Annotated in this window: 18 protein-coding genes; 13 read left to right on the top strand and 5 right to left on the bottom strand. The window is 70.9% G+C overall.

The genetic code is table 11. The annotated features are described in order from the left end of the window. Window positions 1-226: 226 nt before the first annotated feature. From ABII15_RS15930 to ABII15_RS15910, 5 genes are all read left to right on the top strand, one after another. The gene (locus tag ABII15_RS15930) at window positions 227-718 is read left to right on the top strand and encodes an ATP-binding protein (RefSeq protein ID WP_353942979.1); all 492 of its coding nucleotides are present in this window, start codon (window positions 227-229) and stop codon (window positions 716-718) included. A 157-nt stretch (window positions 719-875) separates the two neighbouring features. After that, window positions 876-1,631: an LPXTG cell wall anchor domain-containing protein gene (locus ABII15_RS15925; RefSeq protein WP_353942978.1), complete on the top strand. Its 756-nt coding sequence runs from the start codon at window positions 876-878 to the stop codon at window positions 1,629-1,631. Window positions 1,632-1,661: 30 nt separating this feature from the next. Continuing rightward, entirely contained in the window at window positions 1,662-2,588 is a 927-nt protein-coding gene (locus tag ABII15_RS15920; RefSeq protein WP_353942977.1) for a hypothetical protein, read from the top strand. Beyond that, window positions 2,585-3,706: a hypothetical protein gene (locus tag ABII15_RS15915; RefSeq protein ID WP_353942976.1), complete on the top strand. Its 1,122-nt coding sequence runs from the start codon at window positions 2,585-2,587 to the stop codon at window positions 3,704-3,706. The genes ABII15_RS15920 and ABII15_RS15915 overlap by 4 nt, the downstream gene beginning before the upstream one ends. A gap of 14 nt (window positions 3,707-3,720) precedes the next feature. Beyond that, window positions 3,721-5,073, top strand: a complete 1,353-nt coding sequence (locus ABII15_RS15910) for a hypothetical protein (RefSeq protein ID WP_353947079.1) — start codon at window positions 3,721-3,723, stop codon at window positions 5,071-5,073. 78 nt (window positions 5,074-5,151) lie between these two features. On the opposite strand, the gene ABII15_RS15905 is transcribed toward ABII15_RS15910, so the two are convergent. Next, window positions 5,152-6,645, bottom strand: coding sequence for an oligopeptide:H+ symporter (locus ABII15_RS15905; RefSeq protein ID WP_353942975.1), 1,494 nt, complete (start codon window positions 6,643-6,645; stop codon window positions 5,152-5,154). A gap of 496 nt (window positions 6,646-7,141) precedes the next feature. On the opposite strand from ABII15_RS15905, the gene ABII15_RS15900 reads away from it, so the two are divergent. Together ABII15_RS15900 and ABII15_RS15895 are read left to right on the top strand one after the other, a co-directional pair. Further along, window positions 7,142-7,819, top strand: coding sequence for a response regulator transcription factor (locus ABII15_RS15900; RefSeq protein ID WP_018529729.1), 678 nt, complete (start codon window positions 7,142-7,144; stop codon window positions 7,817-7,819). Window positions 7,820-8,016: 197 nt separating this feature from the next. Then, on the top strand, window positions 8,017-9,285 hold the full coding sequence (locus ABII15_RS15895; protein ID WP_353942974.1) for an ATP-binding protein: 1,269 nt from the start codon (window positions 8,017-8,019) through the stop codon (window positions 9,283-9,285). 13 nt (window positions 9,286-9,298) lie between these two features. Here the strand turns inward: ABII15_RS15895 and ABII15_RS15890 are convergent, their stop codons facing one another. After that, window positions 9,299-9,826, bottom strand: a complete 528-nt coding sequence (locus ABII15_RS15890) for a GtrA family protein (RefSeq protein ID WP_353942973.1) — start codon at window positions 9,824-9,826, stop codon at window positions 9,299-9,301. Between the two features lie 185 nt (window positions 9,827-10,011). Here ABII15_RS15890 and ABII15_RS15885 point away from each other — a divergent pair, with 185 nt between their 5' ends. From ABII15_RS15885 to ABII15_RS15870, 4 genes are all read left to right on the top strand, one after another. Further along, a complete protein-coding gene (locus ABII15_RS15885; RefSeq protein ID WP_353942972.1) occupies window positions 10,012-11,151 on the top strand; it encodes a 5-(carboxyamino)imidazole ribonucleotide synthase in 1,140 nt (379 codons plus the stop codon). Continuing rightward, window positions 11,148-11,672 carry a 5-(carboxyamino)imidazole ribonucleotide mutase gene (gene purE, locus ABII15_RS15880; protein WP_351443991.1) on the top strand — a complete coding sequence of 175 codons (525 nt, stop codon included), beginning with the start codon at window positions 11,148-11,150 and terminating at the stop codon, window positions 11,670-11,672. The genes ABII15_RS15885 and purE overlap by 4 nt, the downstream gene beginning before the upstream one ends. 13 nt (window positions 11,673-11,685) lie before the next feature. Further along, a complete protein-coding gene (locus ABII15_RS15875) occupies window positions 11,686-12,873 on the top strand; it encodes a dipeptidase (RefSeq protein ID WP_353942971.1) in 1,188 nt (395 codons plus the stop codon). Between the two features lie 293 nt (window positions 12,874-13,166). After that, window positions 13,167-14,228: a dipeptidase gene (locus tag ABII15_RS15870; protein WP_353942970.1), complete on the top strand. Its 1,062-nt coding sequence runs from the start codon at window positions 13,167-13,169 to the stop codon at window positions 14,226-14,228. Between the two features lie 7 nt (window positions 14,229-14,235). Here the strand turns inward: ABII15_RS15870 and ABII15_RS15865 are convergent, their stop codons facing one another. Both ABII15_RS15865 and ABII15_RS15860 read right to left on the bottom strand, forming a co-directional pair. Next, on the bottom strand, window positions 14,236-14,604 hold the full coding sequence (locus ABII15_RS15865; protein ID WP_353942969.1) for a VOC family protein: 369 nt from the start codon (window positions 14,602-14,604) through the stop codon (window positions 14,236-14,238). A 425-nt stretch (window positions 14,605-15,029) separates the two neighbouring features. Beyond that, window positions 15,030-16,355 carry a UDP-glucose/GDP-mannose dehydrogenase family protein gene (locus tag ABII15_RS15860; protein WP_353942968.1) on the bottom strand — a complete coding sequence of 442 codons (1,326 nt, stop codon included), beginning with the start codon at window positions 16,353-16,355 and terminating at the stop codon, window positions 15,030-15,032. 175 nt (window positions 16,356-16,530) lie between these two features. Between ABII15_RS15860 and ABII15_RS15855 the strand changes: the two genes are divergently transcribed. Continuing rightward, a complete protein-coding gene (locus ABII15_RS15855; protein ID WP_353942967.1) occupies window positions 16,531-17,688 on the top strand; it encodes an acyl-CoA dehydrogenase family protein in 1,158 nt (385 codons plus the stop codon). 68 nt (window positions 17,689-17,756) lie between these two features. Here the strand turns inward: ABII15_RS15855 and ABII15_RS15850 are convergent, their stop codons facing one another. Continuing rightward, window positions 17,757-19,040 (bottom strand): LCP family protein, encoded by a 1,284-nt coding sequence (locus ABII15_RS15850; protein WP_353942966.1) that lies wholly within the window; start codon window positions 19,038-19,040, stop codon window positions 17,757-17,759. Window positions 19,041-19,161: 121 nt separating this feature from the next. On the opposite strand from ABII15_RS15850, the gene ABII15_RS15845 reads away from it, so the two are divergent. Further along, window positions 19,162-19,728 (top strand): acyl-CoA thioesterase, encoded by a 567-nt coding sequence (locus ABII15_RS15845; RefSeq protein WP_351444000.1) that lies wholly within the window; start codon window positions 19,162-19,164, stop codon window positions 19,726-19,728. Window positions 19,729-19,789: the final 61 nt, after the last annotated feature.

The following is a 19,789-nucleotide window of genomic DNA, read 5'->3' as shown; positions in this document are numbered from 1 at the left end:
CCGGAAGGGCGCGCACGCGCGAGACGCAGAAGTTACGCTCCGGTTGTCTGTACGTGATCGAGGCGTTATCAGCGTCACAAGGTCTCCATACAAGTGAGGGGTGTTCCCACCGTCCCTCCGGGCAGGAGACCCCCGACCGAGAACGCGGCGCAGCCGCCAGAGACGACCCGACCCCTACCCCTGAACTTTGAAGCTGACATTGGTGAATCGGTGAGGTGAAGTGCTGATGAGCGCCACCCGGCCTTACTCGCCGGGCGACCACGGCCCCGGGTCCGGCGACGAGCCGGACGCTGAGAGCCGCCGGGTCCGCAGGCTGAGCCTGGGCGGTGAGAGCGGCATCGTGCCGATGGCCCGCGACTTCACCCGGGAGGCACTGCACGCCTGGGGCTGGCTGCCGGCCGCGACCGCGGACCGCCGCGCCGCTGCGGAGGACGTTCTGCTCGTCGTCTCCGAGCTGGTCACCAACGCCTGCCTGCATGCCGAGGGCCCGGAGGAGATCGCCCTGTTCTACGGGGACTCCCCGGCCAACAAGGTGCTGCGCATCGAGGTCACCGACCACGGCGCGGGCCAGCCGGCCCCCCGTACGCCCCACCGCGCGGGCCGCCCCGGCGGCCACGGCATGTTCATCGTCCAGCGCCTCTGCCTCGACTGGGGCGTCGTGCGCACCCCCGGGGTCACCGGCAAGACCGTGTGGGCCGAGGTCGGCGCCCCCGCCTGACCCGCCGAGCGGGCCCGTCCCGTCCGTGTTTCCGAGCACGCCGGATCGTCTTCGATCCGGCGTGCTCTTTGTCTTCCCTCGGCAAGGTCCCCGGCGTACCTTGAGCCACCCGCATCTGATGAACCGTCAGTAATGGTTTGGCTGAAGGGATTTCGAGGTGTCGTACCGGACGTACCAGAAACGAACCGCCGCGTTCGCGCTCAGCGCGGCCCTGGCCGGCTCGGCGGTGCTGATGGCCGCCCCCACCGCTTCCGCCACGGTGCAGGACGTCAACTATCAGTGCAAAACGCCGATCGGCAACAAGGGGGCCGTCTCCCCGATCGACATGAAGTCGGTCAAGAGCGGCAGCGGCTACAAGATCACGATGTCCTTCCAGAAGGGCGTCTCCTCCAGCCCGGTCGAGCTCGGCAAGGGCGCCATGAAGCCCAGCGCCGTCATCAAGCTGGGCGGCGCGGAGACCGGTCAGCTGGCCGTCTCCGGCCCGCCGAACGCGGAGGCGATCCCCGCCAACTCGCCGATCAAGATCAGTGACCTGAGCGGCACGTACACGCCGAAGAAGAGCGGCAAGGTGACGTTCACGGCCGGCGTGCTGACCATCAAGGCGCTGGGCACGACGACGACCTGCACCCCGTCGAACAACCCGAAGCCGTCCCTGGAACTCGACGTCAAGGCCGCGGGTGGCGGCGGCGGTTCGGGTTCGACGGGCTCGACCGGCTCCTCGGGCTCGACCGGCTCCTCCGGCGCGGGGTCGTCCTCGTCCTCCTCGTCCTCCTCGGGCGGCGGCGGCCAGCTTCCCCAGACGGGCCCGGAGGACTCGGCGATAGCCCTGGGCACCCTCGGCGGCACGGTGCTCCTCGCCGGAGCGGCCGGAGCCCTGTGGCTGACCCGTCGCCGCCAGCAGGCGCCCCGCTAGGGGCGCGGGGAACTGCGCGAGCAACCACACATGAGCCGCACTCGCAAACGAAACCGAGGCTTCTACGGCGCGTGGGCGCTCATGGGTGCCGCCCTGCTGGTGTGGGGCGGCACCGCGGCCCCGGCGGCAACGGCGGCCCGGCCCCACTGGACCATCGCCCCCTCCGCGGGCGGCGGATCACGACCCGCCGCCGACGACGGCCGCCCCTACATCTACGCGGAGGGCACCCCCGGCACCGTCCTGGAGGACAAGGTGGCCGTCACCAACCCCACCGGCAGGCCGCTGCGCGTCACCCTGCGCGGCGCCGACGCCGACAACAGCTCCGACGGCGCCCTCGACCTGCGCGAGAGGGCGAAGGACACCGGCGCCTGGATCCGCTTCGCCGACCGGAGCGTGCGGATCCCGGCCCGCACCCGCGCCGAGGTCCCCTTCACGGTGACCGTCCCCGCGGGCGCCACCCCGGGCGACCACCCGGGCGCGATCGTGGCCAGCGGCGGCGGCCGGGACGCCGGGGTCAGCGTCCGGCTGCGGGTCAGCGGGCCCACCCTCGCCGCGCTCACCGTCGAGCACGTCCGCGTGAAGAACGGCGACTCCATCGCGTACGACGTGGTGAACCGCGGCAACACCACCCTCACCCCGCGCCTGGCCGTGCGGGCCGACGGCGTCTTCGGCACCGTCCTCGACCGGCGCGCCCGCACCCTGCCCGTCGAACTGCTCCCGGGCCGCCGCGTCACGCTCACCGAGCCCTGGCCCGGCACGCCCGCGCTGGACTCGGTCGACGTGAAGGTGACGGTCACCGGGGGCGGCGGCGCGGCGGACTCGGCGACGACGACCGCCCGGTTCGTGCCGTGGGGCGTGCTCGGCGGCGCCCTGGCGCTGCTCGCCGGCGCGGGCTGCGCCGCCTCCTGGTACGTACGCAACCACAGGGACCGAAGGGATGAAGGGGGAACCACATGAACCGCCGCAGCGCCCGCGCACCGCGGCTGCTGACCGTCCTGGCCCTCGTCGCCGCGCTGGTGGCGGGCGCCGCTCCCTGGGCGTCGGCCGCCGACGGCAGGCCCACCGTCACGCTCTCCAAGTCCCAGGCGGGGACGGGCGGTTCGATCACCGTCAAGGGCAAGGGCTGGGGCTCGAAGGCGCTCCTGATGCTGCTCGTCTGCGGGCAGGCGACCCCGGAGCGCGGGGTCGTCGGCGGCACCAACTCCTGCGCGAACTCCGACGGGCTCGCCGTCACCACCGACGCCAAGGGCACGTTCAGCAAGAAGCTGCCGGTGGCCGAGCCGCCCGCCGCCTGCCCCTGCGTCGTCCACGTGGCGACCGCGACCGGCCCGAAGGCGCAGGCGGACGCCGCCTTCCAGGTCGCCGGGCATCCGGTGAAGGCGCTGCCGAAGGAGTCCGCGACCGGGAAGCTGTCCATGGTCACCGACACCCGGCTCGACGGGTCGAGCGGCATCCTCACCTGGTTCGGCGCGCCGCCCTCGCGCTCGTTCGTCTTCACCGTCGGCAACGTCGGCACGACCCCGGTCAAGGACCCCGTCTTCCAGGTCGGCACCTCCCACGGCGTGTTCGCGCCGCAGTACGAGGAGCAGCAGTGGCGCGGCACCGTCGAGCCGGGCCGCAAGGCGCAGATCAAGCTGCCCGTCGAGCTGACGGCGGGCGCCCACGGCAGCTATCTGGTGTCGCTGAAGTACGGCGGGAAGGTCCTCGCCGAGCAGCCCTGGGGCGTGGGCCGTCCCTGGGGCGTGACGCTCTTCTGGATCCTGCTGTGCGTCGTCGTGCCGGCCGCCGTCTTCCGGATCGGCATGGCGGTCGTGGACCGGGTCAGGCCGCGCGACCGGTACGGCGCCCAGGGCCGCCACCGCGGATTGCGCCCGGCCGAACTCACACTCCGAATGCCCAAGTTGAGGCTCCCTCAGCAGAGTCCGCCGCGGACCGGACGGTCCCCGGAGCCGCCGGCGGACACCCCGACGAACACCCTGCCCTGGTTCGCCCCGGACACCGGTCCCGGCGCTCCCGAGGCCGGGCAGCTCTCCGCACCGCCCGACAACAGCCCGACGACGAAAGGAAATCCGTGACCACCCAACGGAGAGTGAGCGCGGCCGGAGTCGCCCTGATGCTCGGCGGGGCGGGACTGCTGTTCCTCGCGTCCCCCGCGCAGGCCGCCGACGTCTCGTACAAGACCGAGTGCGTCCCGCCCGCGATCTCCGGCCTCGATCCCGTCGAGGGCACCACGCAGGTGGAGATCACCGCGCCCGCGACGGCGAAGGTCGGCGACGAGGTCGACGTGACCTGGAAGTTCGTCCAGGCCGCCTCGAAGAACCCGGACGTCCTGGACCTCGACGCGAACACCGTGCAGCCCACCGGCACGCTGAAGGCGGCCGGGGCGCAGACCGGCAACATCTCGATGCAGGGCCCGCGCGAGAACCCGGCGATCCCCAAGAACAGCCCGATGAAGCTGTCCACGATGACGGGCAAGGTCAAGCTGACCGCGGCCGGTGACGTGACGCTGACCCCGGACGCGTACAACATCAACGTCAACAAGCCCATCTCGACGGACACCAAGTGCACGCCGAAGGAGACCGTGAAGCCCGGCGCGACCATCAAGGTCACGGACGGCAGCGGGAGTTCCGGCGGCGGGACCACCAGTTCCGGGGGCACGACCAGTTCCGGCGGGACCACGAGCAGTGGTGGCACGACGACCAGTGGTGGTACGACGAGCAGTGGCGGTACGACGTCCTCCGGAGGCTCCACCGACACCGGGGGCACGACCGGCGGCTCCGGCGGGAAGACCGACTTCACCGGCAAGGAGGTCAGCATTCCCTACGCGTGCAAGACCCCCATCGGCGACAAGAACGCCACGTCCCCGGTGCAGATCAACGCCAAGAAGGACGGCGGGAACTACGCCCTGACGGTCCAGTTCAAGAAGTCCGTCATGGACAGCCCCGCCGACATCCCGGCCGACTCGGTCAAGCCGTCGATGGAGGTGAAGCTGGGCGGCGCCGACAAGGGCACCGTCCATGTCGAGGGCCCCACCAACAAGGAGGCCATCAAGTCCGGTGCCCCGATCGCGATCCCTGATCTGACCGGCACCTACAAGCCGGGCGCCGACGGCAAGTCGACGCTGTCCCCGGGCGTCCTCATCGTGGAGGCGCTGGGTACGACCACCACCTGCACGCCGACCACGAACGCGGTCTCCCTGGAGATCGACACGACGGCCGTGGAGGGCGGCGCCTCCGGCTCCGGCTCGGGCTCCGGCTCGGGCTCGGCGGGCGGTTCGGCCGCCGGCTCCGCGGGCGGCTCGTCCGCGACGGGCGGCCTCGCCGAGACCGGCGCCTCGAACGACGGCGCCCTGCGCGCCCTCGGCCTGGTGGCCGGCACGGTGATCCTGCTGGGCGGCGCGGTGTTCACGTTCCTGCCGCGGCGCCGGGCGGCCAGGAGGTAATCGACGGCCGAAACCGACGAAGGGGTCCGGCCCGCACCGAGAGTGGTGCGGGCCGGACCCCTTCGCGCGCGGGTCGCGTCAGCTGACCGAGCCCATGAGCTTCTTGACCTTGTTGCGGTACGTCCAGAAGCCGAGACCGGCGGCGACGGCGATGAGCACCTCGACCCCGACGGCGCCCTTGGTGTTCAGGTTCACGCCCGCGGTCGAGAGCAGGGCGGTGATCGAGTCGCCCGCGGTGACCGCGAGGAACCAGACACCCATCATCTGGCCGGTGTACTTGGCCGGGGCCATCTTGGTCGTGACCGACAGGCCGACGGGGGAGAGGCACAGCTCACCGACGGTCTGGACGAAGTAGATCGCCACCAGCCACATCGGGGAGACCTTGCCGCCGTTGGTGGCGGTGTCGATCAGCGGGATCAGGAAGACGGCGAAGGAGATGCCCATCAGTACCAGCGACGACGCGAACTTCACCGCCGTGCTCGGCTCCTTGCCGCGCTTGTTCAGCCACAGCCAGACGGAGGCGACCACCGGGGCGAGCGCCATGATCATGATCGGGTTCAGCGACTGGTACCACGAGGTCGGGAAGTGGAACCCGAGCAGCGTGTTGGTGGTCGACTCCTCGCCGAAGATCGACAGCGTCGAGCCGTTCTGGTCGTAGATCATCCAGAAGATGGCGGCGACGACGAAGAACCAGATGTAGCCGGAGACCTTCGACTGCTCGTCGTCCGTCAGGTCCTTGTCGCGCTTCATGCGCGCCAGCACCAGGACCGGGATGACCAGGCCGATGACGGACAGCGGGACCAGGATCCAGTTCAGCGTGTAGTGGCCGGTGCCCACGACGATCAGGTAGAAGACCGCCGCGCCGATCGCCCAGTACAGCGACTGCTTCAGCGCCTTGGCGCGCTCCTGCTTGGTGGCCGGCTTGACGACGGTGTCGCTCTCGGGGCTCAGGTGGCGGCTGCCGAGCAGGAACTGGACCAGGCCGAGGGCCATGCCGATCGCGGCGAGCGCGAAGCCGAAGTGCCAGTTGACGTTCTCGCCGATGGTGCCGATGGTCAGCGGGGCGAGGAAGCCACCGACGTTGATGCCGATGTAGAAGACGGTGAAGCCGGCGTCACGGCGCGGGTCCTGGGGACCCTTGTACAGGTGGCCGACCATCGTGGAGATGTTGGCCTTCAGCAGACCCGAACCGAGGGCGACCAGGCCGAGACCGGCGAAGAAGGAGCCCGCGGAGGGCAGCGCCAGCGTGATGTGACCGAGGATCACGATGGCGGAGCCGATGATCACCGTCTTGCGGGGACCCCAGAAGCGGTCGGCGAACCAACCGCCGGGCATGGCGAGCAGGTAGACCAGCGACAGGTAGACCGAGTAGATCGCCGTCGCCGTGGCCCCGTCCATGTGGAGGCCGCCGGGAGCGATCAGGTAGAGGGGGAGCAGAGCCCGCATGCCGTAGAAGCTGAAGCGCTCCCACATCTCGGTCATGAAGAGAGTGGCCAGTCCGCGGGGGTGGCCGAAGAAGGTCTTCTCGAAGCCAGGGGTACTGGCCGAGTCCTTCGTCAGGCTGGACGCCATGGTCGATCCTTGTGGGGTCTCGGGACGCGCGCCGCGCAGCGGCTGAGCGCCCGGTGGGGGGCGGCCGGCACCGGAGTCCCGCCGTCCTCTCCACGCCCGACGGGAGAGGTGTCACAGCGGGACCCGGGATCCACACCCCGTCCACGCTTCCTTACGTGTTCCAGGGCCCGGCCACAGGTCATTGCTTTTCACGCACATGAAGAAAGGACCTCCGGGCGCGGTGCGCTCCAAAGGTCCCCCAGTAGTGCATCAGGCGTTTGGTCACCATACGACACGACAGTGCACCATATGGAAGGACTTGAGAGATGGATCACAGGTATCCACGGAACCGGCCTGGCGATTCCAAGGTTTTCACCAGGATCGCACTTCGAAGTCGATTGACGTAATCGCGGAGGCTGTGACTCCGCTTTCGCCGGGATCCCTCGCCGGCCCACCGCCGGACGCGTACCGGCGGATCACCCCACGGCCCTCGTCCGGCGCGGACTACCATCACCTCATGACCCGTGTACTGCTCGCCGAGGACGACGCGTCCATCTCGGAGCCGCTGGCCCGCGCCCTGCGCAGGGAGGGGTACGAGGTGGAAGTGCGCGAGGACGGTCCCACCGCCCTCGACGCCGGACTGCAGGGAAGCATCGACCTCGTGGTCCTCGACCTCGGCCTGCCCGGGATGGACGGCCTGGAGGTGGCCCGCCGGCTGCGCGCCGAGGGGCACACGGTGCCGATCCTCATCCTGACCGCGCGCGCCGACGAGGTGGACACCGTCGTCGGCCTCGACGCGGGCGCCGACGACTACGTCACCAAGCCGTTCCGCCTCGCCGAGCTGCTCGCCCGGGTCCGGGCCCTGCTGCGGCGCGGCGCCGCCGAGCCCAAGGAGGCCCCGGCCACCCACGGCGTCCGGATCGACGTCGAGTCGCACCGGGCCTGGATGGGCGACGAGGAGCTCCAGCTCACCGCCAAGGAGTTCGACCTGCTGCGGGTGCTCGTGCGGGACGCGGGCCGGGTCGTCACCCGCGACCAGCTCATGCGCGAGGTCTGGGACACCACCTGGTGGTCGTCGACCAAGACCCTGGACATGCACATCTCCTGGCTCCGCAAGAAGCTCGGCGACGACGCCGCCAATCCGCGGTACATCGCCACGGTGCGCGGGGTCGGCTTCCGGTTCGAGAAGAGCTGAGCCGCTCCTCAAGCCTCTGCGGCGCTTGAGCAGCGGGGGGTCCGGGGCGGAGCCCCGTGGCCTTCGCGCCGCGGGGGCTGGTCTCCCGGTCGCGGCCGCCGGTCGTGTGCGGTCGCGCGCGCCCCGCGGCGGAGCCGCTGGTGGACACAGCCCCGCGCCCCTGAAGGGGCGACCACTCCATCCGGGACACTGAAGACATGCGCCGCCGACTGATCAATTCCACGCTCGCCGTCGTTCTGGTCGTGATCGCCGTGTTCGGGATCTCCCTCGTCATCGTCGAGACCCGGACCATCACGAACAGCGCCCAGGAGCGCGTGCAGTCCGAGGCGGTCCGGCTGGCCTCCATCGTCGACAGCCGGATGCTCAGCGACGAGCTGATCAGCGGTGACGTCCTGCAGAATCAGGTCGCCGGGGAGCGCTTCGCGCTGATCGAGATGCCCGGCCACGGCCCCATCGAGATCGGCACCCGCCCGGCCGGCGAGGTCATCAAGTACACCGCCGACGGGGAGCAGGGCGAGAAGGTCACCGTCGAGGAACCCCGCTCCGAGGTCACCGCCGAGGTGGGCCGCACCCTGCTGCTCATCGCCGGGGTGGCGCTGCTCGCCATCGTCGCCGCCGTGCTGCTCGCCGTACGCCAGGCCAACCGCCTCGCGTCCCCGCTCACCGATCTGGCCTCCACCGCGGAGCGCCTGGGCTCCGGCGACCCGCGCCCGCGGCACAAGCGCTACGGCGTGCCCGAGCTGGACCGGGTCGCGGACGTCCTGGACGGCTCCGCCGAGCGCATCGCGCGCATGCTGACGGCCGAGCGGCGGCTCGCCGCCGACGCCTCGCACCAGCTGCGCACGCCCCTCACGGCGCTCTCGATGCGCCTGGAGGAGATCACCATGACCGAGGACCTGGCCGAGGTGAAGGAGGAGGCGACGATCGCGCTCACCCAGGTGGAGCGGCTCACCGACGTCGTCGAGCGGCTGCTGACCAACGCCCGAGACCCGCGCACCGGGTCGGCCGTCACCTTCGACCTGGACGAGGTGATCAAGCAGCAGCTGGAGGAGTGGCGCCCGGCCTACCGCAGCGCGGGCCGCGCCATCGTCTCCTCGGGCAAGCGCCACCTGACGGCGGTCGGCACGCCGGGCGCGGTCGCCCAGGTGCTCGCCGCGCTGATCGAGAACTCGCTGATGCACGGCGGCGGCACCGTCGCCCTGCGCACCCGTGTCACCGGCAACCAGGCGGTGATCGAGGTCACGGACGAGGGCCCGGGCGTCCCCTCCGAGCTGGGCTCGCGGATCTTCGAGCGGACGATCAGCGGTCGCAACTCCACGGGCATCGGTCTCGCGGTCGCCCGCGACCTCGCCGAGGCGGACGGCGGCCGCCTCGAAATGCTCCAGGCGAGCCCGCCGGTCTTCGGTCTGTTCCTGTCCCGTACGCCGCTGAAGAAGCAGGCCGGCGATTCCGAGACGATCCGCTAGACGGTGCGGGCGGCTACTTGATGCGCTGGACCGGCGGCGTCGGATCGTCCAGGAACGATTCCGCGCTGGCCACGGCCTCCTTGGCGGGCAGCGCCCGGAACACCCAGGTGCGGTAGGACCAGAAGCGGAACAGGGTCGCGAGGCCCATGCCGAGGAACTTGAAGATGTTGCTCTGCAGCGAGCTGTCCCAGTGGAACCAGTACGTCGCCGCGTACAGGACACCGTTCTCGATCACCAGGCCGACCACGCTGAACAGCAGGAACAGCGTGAGTTCCTTGGCGCGGCCGCTCTTGTCGCGGTCACGGTAGGTGAAGTAGCGGAACCCCACGTAGTTGAAGACGATGGCGACGACCGTCGCGATCACGCTGGCCCGCACCACCTGGAGGTCGGTGCCGTGCCGCATCAGGTTGAAGATCGCGAAGTTCACGAAGACGCCCAGGGCGCCGACGACGCCGAACTTGGCGATCTCCCGGGCCAGGGCGGCGAACCGCACCCGCAGTGCGCCGAGTCCCTTGGCCTGTCGGCCGGTCGTCACGCTCATAATCGTCGCCTCTACCCCCGTCGTCCCCGTGCGTTCGGTCTCGCGGCCCCCGCGGGAGCCGACCCAGTCATGCTAACCACGGGCCCTCGCGGGCGCCTGCGGACAGCGTCGATGGTCTTACCTCGTTCTTTCCTACAGAAAGAGGGGCGCGCGGGAACCAGTCATTTGGCCGATACCCTGGGGATGTGACGTTTCCGGTAGTCGGCATGGTCGGCGGTGGCCAGCTCGCTCGTATGACACACGAGGCGGGCATCCCGCTCGGCATCAGATTCAAGCTCCTCAGTGACACTCCGCAGGATTCCGCGGCACAGGTCGTCGGCGACGTCGTCGTCGGCGACTACCGCGACCTGGACACGCTGCGCGCGTTCGCGCGCGGCTGCGACGTGATCACTTTCGACCACGAGCACGTACCCACCGAGCATCTGCGGGCCCTGGAGGCGGACGGCATCCCCGTGCGCCCCGGGCCGGACGCGCTGCTCTACGCCCAGGACAAGGGCGAGATGCGCGCGAAGCTCAGCGCGCTCGGGGTGCCGTGCCCGCGCCACCGCATCGTGGCCGATCCGGCCGACGTGGTGGCCTTCGCCGCGGAGGGCGACGGCTTCCCCGTCGTCCTCAAGACGGTGCGCGGCGGCTACGACGGCAAGGGCGTGTGGGTCGTGCGCTCCGCGGCGGACGCGGAGGACCCGTTCAAGGCGGGCGTGCCGGTCCTCGCGGAGGAGAAGGTCGACTTCGCGCGGGAGCTGGCGGCGAACGTCGTCCGCTCCCCGCACGGCCAGGCCGTCGCCTACCCCGTCGTCGAGTCCCAGCAGGTCGACGGCGTCTGCGACACGGTGATCGCCCCGGCCCCCGACCTCGACGAGTCCCTGGCGGGCGAGGCGCAGGAGCTCGCGCTGCGCGTCGCCAAGGAGCTGGGTGTCGTCGGACACCTCGCGGTCGAGCTGTTCGAGACCCGAGACGGGCGCATTCTGGTCAACGAACTGGCGATGCGGCCGCACAACTCCGGCCACTGGACCCAGGACGGCGCGATCACCTCCCAGTTCGCCAACCACGTGCGCGCGGTCCTCGACCTGCCGCTCGGCGACCCGCGCCCGCGCGCGAAGTGGACCGTCATGGGCAACGTCCTGGGCGGCGACTTCCCGGACATGTACAGCGCCTACCTGCACTGCATGGCCCGCGACCCGCAGCTGAAGATCCACATGTACGGCAAGGACGTGAAGCCCGGCCGCAAGGTCGGCCACGTGAACACCTACGGCGACGACCTGGACGACGTACTGGAACGTGCTCGTCACGCAGCCGGATACCTGAGGGGAACGATCACCGAATGAGCCCTGTGGTTGGCATTGTGATGGGGTCCGACTCGGACTGGCCCGTCATGGAGGCCGCGGCCAAGGCCCTCGACGAGTTCGAGATCCCCTACGAGGTCGACGTCGTCTCCGCGCACCGCATGCCGCACGAGATGATCTCCTACGGCGAGCAGGCCGCCGAGCGTGGCCTGAAGGCGATCATCGCGGGCGCCGGCGGCGCCGCACATCTGCCCGGAATGCTCGCCTCGGTGACGCCGCTGCCGGTGATCGGCGTGCCGGTGCCGCTGAAGTACCTCGACGGCATGGACTCGCTGCTGTCGATCGTGCAGATGCCGGCCGGGGTGCCGGTCGCGACCGTCTCGGTCGGCGGCGCGCGCAACGCGGGGCTGCTCGCCGCGCGCATCCTCGCCGCGCACGACGAGGACCTCCTCGCCCGCATGAAGGAGTTCCAGCAGGAGCTGAACGACCAGGCCACCGAGAAGGGCAAGCGGCTGCGCGCCAAGGTCGAGGGCGCGGGGTCCGGTTTCGGTTTCGGAAAGTGAGCACGATAGCCGTATGACTACGTCTGTGGAGCGGGCCCGCGAGCTGCTCGCCGAGTTCCCCGTCGTCGACGGGCACAACGACCTGCCGTGGGCGCTGCGCGAGCAGGTCACCTACGACATCGACGCGCGGGACATCGCCGTCGACCAGAGCGCGCACCTGCACACAGACCTGGCCCGGCTGCGGGCCGGCGGCGTGGGCGCGCAGTTCTGGTCGGTCTACGTCCGTACGGATCTCACGGGCGACGCGGCGGTCAGCGCCACGCTCGAACAGATCGACTGCGTGGACCAGTTGATCGCGCGCTACCCGGGCGACCTGCGGGCCGCGCTGACGGCCGCCGACATGGAGGCAGCGCGGCGGGACGGGCGCATCGCCTCGCTCAAGGGCGCCGAGGGCGGCCACTCCATCAACAACTCCCTCGCCACGCTGCGGGCGTTGTACGCGCTCGGCGTGCGCTACATGACGCTCACCCACAACGACAACATCGCGTGGGCGGACTCGGCGACGGACGAGCCCGGGGTCGGCGGGCTGTCGGCCTTCGGCCGCGAGGTCGTGCGCGAGATGAACCGCGAGGGCATGCTCGTCGACCTGTCGCACGTCGCGGCGACGACGATGCGGGCGGCGCTGGACGTCACCGAGGCGCCGGTGATCTTCTCGCACTCCTCGTCGCGGGCCGTGTGCGATCATCCGCGCAACATCCCGGACGACGTCCTGGAGCGGCTGCCGGGCAACGGGGGCGTGGCGATGGCCACCTTCGTGCCGAAGTTCGTCCTCCAGGCGGCGGTCGACTGGACGGCGGCCGCCGACGAGAACCTGCGCTCGCACGGCTTCCATCACCTGGACACGTCTCCGGCCGCGATGAAGCTGCACCGGGCCTTCGAGGAGGCGCGGCCGCGGCCGGTCGCGACGGTCGCCACCGTCGCCGATCACCTCGACCACATGCGCGAGGTCGCCGGCGTCGATCACATCGGGATCGGCGGTGACTACGACGGTACGGCGTTCACCCCGGACGGCCTGAACGATGTCTCGGGCTACCCGAACCTGATCGCCGAACTCCTCGACCGGGGCTGGTCGAAGGACGATCTGGCGAAGTTGACGTGGCGCAATGCCGTGCGGGTGCTCGGTGCCGCCGAGTCCGTCTCCCGCGACCTCCGGTCCCGCCGCGCCCCGTCGAACGCCACCCTGCCCCAACTGGACACCTAGCCCTCCAGCTCCTCCGTCCTGGGTGCCCCGCCGTCTTGGGCAATCTGCCGCCTGGGGCGGCAGGGTGGGCAAGGCGGCACCTCGGCGCGGGGCGAGCGCTCAAGGGGCGGCCAGTACAGCGCCGTTCGCGGGTGCGGCCCGGTGGGGGCCGGTCGCGCAGTTCCCCGCGCCCCTATCGGGGCTGATATCGGCCCGCGCTCACGGCACCCCCGTTCGGCTCAGCCCGTTGAGCCCGGCAGGGCAGCGCGTGGGACGGTGGGACGAACGCCGTCCCACGTTTTCCGGAGCCTGCCATGGCAGACCTACAGGGCGAAGTCACCGCCCCCGCAGAGGCGGGCGAGCTCGACCAGCCCGCTCCCACCGTCCCCGTCCCCGCTCCCGCCCCCGACCCCCGCACCCACCTGGCCCGGCACCCCGTGGCCGACGGATACTGCGGCCTGCCGGAGACCCTGCGCACCCTTCCCTGGCACGACCTCGAACTGGGGGAGACCTCCGTCGAGAGCGACCTGCCGCGCCTGCGCGCAGGCGGCACCGGCGCCCTGCTGTGGGCCCTCGACGCGGCGGAGGACAGCCCCCTCACCGCGGCCCTGGAACAGATCGACCTGATCAACAACGTCGTCGCCCGCTACCCGGAGGGCCTGCGCCTGGCCCGCTCCGCGTCGGAGACCGCCGATGCCCGCGCCCACGGCCGCATCGCCGTCGTCATCGGCCCGGCCCCGGCCACCGCCACCGGCGACTCCCTGGGCACCCTGCGCGCCCTGCACACCCTGGGCCTGCGCGCGCTGACCCTCTCGGGCGCCTCCTGGGCGGAGTGCGAGCGGGGCCTGACCCGGTTCGGCGAAGAGGTCGTACGGGAGATGAACCGGCTCGGCATGCTCGTCGACCTCACCGGCGCCACCCGGGCCACCGTGGCCGGCGCCCTCGCCGTGTCCAAGGCCCCCGCGCTCTTCACCCGCTCCGGCGCCCGCGCCCTCAACCAGCACCCGGACAACGTCCCCGACGACCTGCTCGCCGACCTCGGCGAGCGCAAGGGCCTGTGCCTGGTGCCCTGTTCGGCCGCGCGGACCGGCCCCGAGCTGCGTGACGTCGCCGACCACCTCGACCACGTACGCGACGTGGCGGGCCCCGGATCGGTCGGCCTCTCCGGGATGTACGACACCGGGGACGCGCACCCCGAGGGCCTGGCCGACGCCGCCGGTTACCCGGCGCTGATCGCGGAGTTGCAGAGCCGCGGCTGGCCCGAGGACCATCTCGCCCTGCTCACCTGGGGCAATGTCCAACGAGTGCTGCGCGAGGCCGAGTTCACCGCCCGGGCCGCCCGGCAGCGCCGGGGGCCCTCGACGGCGCGGCCCTGACGCCCGGTCAGCAGGCGCACAGGCAGAAGGGGTGTCCCGCGGGATCGGCGTAGACGCGCCAGGACCGGCTCTTGTCGTCGTTGTCGAGAACGGTGGCGCCGAGTGCCAGGATCCCCTTCTCCGCGACGTCCAGATCCTCGACCAGCAGATCGAGGTGGAACTGCTGTGCGCCGCCCACCGACGGCCAGGGCGGCGGCACGTACCCCGGCGCTTCCTGGAAGGCCAGCGCGGAGCCGCCCGGCACTTCCAGGTCGACCCAGTCGGGCTCCGCGGGGTCCGTGGCCGGGGTGCCGCCGAGCACCGCCGCGTAGAACTCCGCGAGGGCGAGCGGCCGGGGGCAGTCGAGGACCGTGACGGCGGACCGTGCGAGGGGCATGACTCCTCCAAGGGGTGACCATTACAGATGCCCAGAGGCTAACCGTGCCTCGTCCGCTCCGGGCGCGCCCCGCACCGTCAGGACCGCTCGGGTTCGCGCAGAGCCGTGGACAGCAGCACCGCGAGCACCGGCACCGCCACGACGACCACCAGCTGATCCACGTCAGCGCGGGCGTCCTCGCGATCACCACGGAGCACGGCGCCCGGATCGCGGGTAGTGGCCGGGCGCGCTGTGGATCCCGGCGACCACCTGGCACGAACGCCGTTTCTCGGGGCAGGGCCGCTTCGAGGTCTGCGCGCTCGTCGAGGGCGACCTGCGCACGCCCCGCACGCTCGGGCGGCTCGCCGCCCCGGTGCACACCGGTGAACGGACCCTGTCGCGGCTGTTCCGCGAGGGGTTCGGCAGCGCACAGCGCCGTAGGGGCGTCAGGCCGCGGGGCGGCCCATCGCGCGGAACGTCCAGCCGGCCGCGCGCCACAGCGCGGAGTCCAGCGCGTTGCGCCCGTCGAGGATCAGCCGGTCCGAGGCGACGGCGCCCAGCTCGGCCGGGTCCAGCTCGCGGAACTCGCGCCACTCGGTGAGGTGCAGGACGACATCGGCGCCGCGCACCGCGTCGAGGGCCGTCTCCGCGTACCCGAGCGTCGGGAAGAGCCGCCGCGCGTTGTCCATGCCCTTGGGGTCGTAGACGGTCACCTGGCCGCCCTGGAGGTGGATCTGCCCGGCGACGTTCAGCGCGGGCGAGTCCCGGACGTCGTCGGAGTCGGGCTTGAAGGTCGCGCCGAGCACGGCGACCCGCTTGCCGAGGAACGGGCCGCCGCCGAGCGCCTCGCGGGCCATCTCGACCATCGCCCCGCGCCGCCGCATGTTGATGGAGTCGATCTCGCGCAGGAAGGTGAGCGCCTGGTCGGCGCCGAGCTCACCGGCGCGCGCCATGAACGCCCGGATGTCCTTGGGCAGACAGCCGCCGCCGAAGCCGATGCCGGCCCGCAGGAACTTGCGGCCGATCCGCTCGTCGTAGCCGATCGCCTCGGCCAGCTTCACGACGTCGCCGCCCGCGGCCTCGCACACCTCGGCCATGGCGTTGATGAAGGAGATCTTGGTGGCCAGGAAGGAGTTCGCGGCGGTCTTCACCAGCTCGGCGGTGGGGAAGTCGGTGACGACGAACGGCGTGCCCTCGGCGAGCGGCGACGCGTACACGTCCCGCAGCAGCTTCTCGGCCCGCTCGCTGGTCACGCCGACCACGATCCGGTCCGGGTGCAGGGTGTCGTCCACGGCGAAGCCCTCGCGCAGGAACTCCGGGTTCCACGCCAGCTCGACGCCCTCGGGCAGCAGCTCGGCGAGGCGCGCGGCCGAGCCGACCGGCACGGTCGACTTGCCGACGACGAGGGCGCCCGCACCCAGGTGCGGCGCGAGCGAGGCGAAGGCGGCGTCGACGTAACTCATGTCGCACGCGTACTCGCCGTGCTTCTGCGGGGTGTTCACGCACACGAAGTGCACGTCGCCGAAGGCGCCGGCCTCCGCGAAGTCCATGGTGAAGCGCAGCCGCCCGGTGGACCCCTCGATCCCGGCGACGTGCTTGCGCAGCATCTCCTCCAGACCGGGCTCGTACATGGGGACCTCGCCCCGCGTGAGCATCTCGATCTTCTCGGGCACCACGTCAAGGCCGAGCACCTCGAAGCCGAGCTCGGCCATGGCCGCGGCGTGGGTCGCGCCGAGGTAGCCGGTGCCGATCACGGTGATCTTGGGGGCCATGCGGTGCTCCAGAGGTCTGGGGGCTGATCTGCGCTGCCTGAGCATAGTCGGGCGTGCCACAGCTGCTCACGGGGCACATTCCCGCTGTCGTATAGCTCACGTATCCCCTGCGTGGGCAGACACCTAAAATTCGGGTTACTTAACAGTAATTAGCGTCGCTTGGAGCGTGAGAACCTTGGCCGGATCGGCTGATTTCGACCTCTACCGCCCGTCCGAGGAGCACGACATGCTCCGCGACACCGTCCGCGCGCTGGCCGAGGCGAAGATCGCCCCGCACGCCGCCGCGGTCGACGAGGAGGCCCGCTTCCCGCAGGAGGCCCTGGACGCGCTCGTCGCGGCCGACCTCGCGGCCGTGCACGTACCGGAGGAGTACGGCGGCGCGGGCGCCGACGCGCTCGCCACGGTCATCGTCATCGAGGAGGTCGCCCGCGCCTGCGTCTCGTCCTCCCTCATCCCCGCGGTGAACAAGCTGGGCTCGCTCCCGGTCATCCTCTCCGGCTCCGAGGAGCTGAAGAAGAAGTACCTGGGCCCGCTCGCCAAGGGCGACGCGATGTTCTCGTACTGCCTGAGCGAGCCGGACGCCGGTTCGGACGCGGCGGGCATGAAGACGCGCGCGGTCCGCGACGGCGACGACTGGGTGCTCAACGGCGTGAAGCGCTGGATCACCAACGCCGGCGTCTCCGAGTACTACACGGTCATGGCGGTCACCGACCCCGAGAAGCGCTCGAAGGGCATCTCGGCCTTCGTCGTCGAGAAGTCGGACGAGGGCGTCTCCTTCGGCGCCCCGGAGAAGAAGCTCGGCATCAAGGGCTCGCCGACCCGCGAGGTCTACCTCGACAACGTGCGCATCCCCGCCGACCGCATGATCGGCGCCGAGGGCACCGGATTCGCCACCGCGATGAAGACCCTCGACCACACCCGCATCACGATCGCCGCGCAGGCGCTCGGTGTCGCGCAGGGCGCCCTCGACTACGCCAAGGGCTACGTCCAGGAGCGCAAGCAGTTCGGCAAGGCCATCGCCGACTTCCAGGGCATCCAGTTCATGCTCGCCGACATGGCCATGAAGATCTCCGCCGCCCGCGCCCTGACCTACCAGGCCGCGGCCGCCTCCGAGCGCGGTGACGCCGACCTGACGTACCTGGGCGCGGCCGCCAAGTGCTTCGCCTCGGACACGGCGATGGAGGTCACCACGGACGCCGTCCAGCTGCTCGGCGGCTACGGCTACACCCGTGACTACCCGGTCGAGCGCATGATGCGCGACGCCAAGATCACCCAGATCTACGAGGGCACGAACCAGGTCCAGCGCATCGTCATGGCGCGCAACCTGCCGTAGCCACGCGTACGTACGTGAAGGGGCCCCGCCGACGGCCGGCGGGGCCCCTTCACGCGTACCGGACGGGTTCAGTTGCCCGACACGGTGACCTTCTCGTCGTTGTTGAACTGCCCGACGAGCTGCTTGACCTTGGTCTTGTCCCAGACCAGATTGCCGCCGACGCTGCCGCTGACCGGCATGTTCATGGACTTGCCGTCACCGCCGGACACCGACTTCATCGCCATGAACATCGAGCCCAGGTTCCACAGGCTCATGTCCTTGTCGACGACGAGCGAGTCCAGGCCCGCGCCCAGCGTCGGGTAGAGCGTGAACGGGTTCATGACGGTGCTCGGCGAGGCCACCTTGTGGGCGAGCGCGGCCAGGAACGCCTGCTGGTTCTTGGTGCGCTGGAGGTCGGACGCGGCGAAGGCGTGCCGGGTGCGGACGTAGGCGAGGGCCTGCTGGCCGTCGAGGGTCTGCTTGCCGGCCTTGAAGTCGGCGCCGGACCACTTGTCCTTGAAGCCTTCCTTCAGGTTCATCTCGACACCGCCGACCGCATCCACGATGCCCGCGAAGCCGCCGAAGCCGATCTCCGCGTAGTGGTCGATGTGCAGCCCGGTGTTGTACTCGACGGTGCGTACAAGCAGCTCGGGGCCGTCCTCCGCGTACGCGGCGTTCAGCTTCGTCTGGCGGCCCGTGTTCGGGTAGAGCTTGCCGGACTCGGCGCCCTTGAAGCTGGGGATCGTGACGTTCGAGTCGCGGGGGAGCGAGACGAGCGTGTCCCCGTTGCTCCCGACGTGCAGGATCATCATCGTGTCCGTGCGCTTGCCCTCGGCGGAGCCGGTGTGCAGCTTCTTCTTCTCCGCGGCGGACATGCCCTGACGGCTGTCGGTGCCGACGATCAGGTAGTTCGTGCCGTCGCCCGCCTCGGGCCGCTCGATCACCTTGGACAGGTCGACGTCCCGGTTCAGCTTGGAGTCGGCCCAGAAGTACGTGACGACGCTGGTCACCACGACCACCGTGACCAGCGTGATCGCCGTCCACTTGATGCGCTTGCGCCAGTTCGGCGTGCGCGCGGGGCGGCCGGTCGGCGGCCCGTAGCCGGCCCCGCCGTCGCCGCCGCCCGCGCGGCCGGGCTGACCGTAGACCTGCCCGGTGTTGTAGCCGCTGTCGTAGCCGTTGCCGGCGTTGTCGCCGTAGCCGCCGTCGCCGTACCCGTCGTCGTACGCGGGCTGCTGCTGGGGTACCTGGCCCCGCTGCACCTGTCGCATGACCCGGGCTCCCTCGGGGCGTGCGCTCCCGCTGCCACGGCCATAGCCGCCGCGGCCGCCGCCGCTCTGCCTGTCGCTCCGCCCGTCGGGCCAATCGCTCATTGGAACAGTGTGCAGTGAGCCGCTGTGTGCCCCACAAGAGAGTGAGATGAATCGGACCAGGGCTGTTGCAGAGCTGACACAAAGAACGACCGCTCCGGTCGGCGGGACATACAGTTGAACCATGACTGATCACGCCATATCGCCTGGAGCGGCCCCGGAGGACACCCTCCCCGGCAAGCCGGTCTCGGCCTCCCGCACGACGTTGAGCCACATCATGACGGCCGCCGAGACCAATCTGCTCGGCACCGTGCACGGTGGCGTGATCATGAAACTCGTCGACGACGTCGCGGGCGCGGTCGCCGGCCGTCACTCGGGCGGCCCCGCCGTCACCGCCTCCATGGACGAGATGGTCTTCATGGAGCCGGTCCGCGTCGGCGACCTCGTGCACGTGCGCGCGCAGGTCAACTGGACGGGTCGTACGTCCATGGAGATCGGCGTCCGCGTCCTGGCCGAGCGGTGGAACGAGTCGACGCCGCCCACCCGCGTCGGCTCCGCCTACCTGGTCTTCGCGGCGGTCGACGCCGACGGCAAGCCGCGCCCGGTGCCCCCGGTCCTCATGGAGACGGAGAAGGACCGCCGCCGCAACCAGGAGGCCCAGATCCGCCGCCAGCACCGCCTGGCCCGCCGCCGAGCGATCAAGGAACTGCGGGAGAAGCGCATCGCAGAGGGCCTGAACGACGACCTCTGATCAAGCACCTTGGGGACCAATCAAGCCCCTCCGGCGATTGAGGAGCGGGGTCCGGGGCGGA

Origin of the sequence: Streptomyces sp. HUAS MG91, from assembly GCF_040529335.1 — a bacterium.
Classification (GTDB): domain Bacteria; phylum Actinomycetota; class Actinomycetes; order Streptomycetales; family Streptomycetaceae; genus Streptomyces; species Streptomyces tabacisoli.
Note: the sequence above shows the minus strand (reverse complement) of the source record. Positions and strands in the feature narration are given on the sequence as shown.

Bases quoted from the DNA above. Each gene is read 5' to 3' on its own strand.
- ABII15_RS15930 (WP_353942979.1), top strand. From the start codon at position 227: ATGAGCGCCACCCGGCCTTACTCGCCGGGCGACCACGGCCCCGGGTCC.
- ABII15_RS15920 (WP_353942977.1), top strand. From the start codon at position 1,662: ATGAGCCGCACTCGCAAACGAAACCGAGGCTTCTACGGCGCGTGGGCG.
- ABII15_RS15915 (WP_353942976.1), top strand. From the start codon at position 2,585: ATGAACCGCCGCAGCGCCCGCGCACCGCGGCTGCTGACCGTCCTGGCC.
- ABII15_RS15905 (WP_353942975.1), bottom strand. From the start codon at position 6,645: ATGGCGTCCAGCCTGACGAAGGACTCGGCCAGTACCCCTGGCTTCGAG.
- ABII15_RS15900 (WP_018529729.1), top strand. From the start codon at position 7,142: ATGACCCGTGTACTGCTCGCCGAGGACGACGCGTCCATCTCGGAGCCG.
- ABII15_RS15895 (WP_353942974.1), top strand. From the start codon at position 8,017: ATGCGCCGCCGACTGATCAATTCCACGCTCGCCGTCGTTCTGGTCGTG.
- ABII15_RS15890 (WP_353942973.1), bottom strand. From the start codon at position 9,826: ATGAGCGTGACGACCGGCCGACAGGCCAAGGGACTCGGCGCACTGCGG.
- purE (WP_351443991.1), top strand. From the start codon at position 11,148: ATGAGCCCTGTGGTTGGCATTGTGATGGGGTCCGACTCGGACTGGCCC.
- ABII15_RS15875 (WP_353942971.1), top strand. From the start codon at position 11,686: ATGACTACGTCTGTGGAGCGGGCCCGCGAGCTGCTCGCCGAGTTCCCC.
- ABII15_RS15870 (WP_353942970.1), top strand. From the start codon at position 13,167: ATGGCAGACCTACAGGGCGAAGTCACCGCCCCCGCAGAGGCGGGCGAG.
- ABII15_RS15865 (WP_353942969.1), bottom strand. From the start codon at position 14,604: ATGCCCCTCGCACGGTCCGCCGTCACGGTCCTCGACTGCCCCCGGCCG.
- ABII15_RS15860 (WP_353942968.1), bottom strand. From the start codon at position 16,355: ATGGCCCCCAAGATCACCGTGATCGGCACCGGCTACCTCGGCGCGACC.
- ABII15_RS15850 (WP_353942966.1), bottom strand. From the start codon at position 19,040: ATGAGCGATTGGCCCGACGGGCGGAGCGACAGGCAGAGCGGCGGCGGC.
- ABII15_RS15845 (WP_351444000.1), top strand. From the start codon at position 19,162: ATGACTGATCACGCCATATCGCCTGGAGCGGCCCCGGAGGACACCCTC.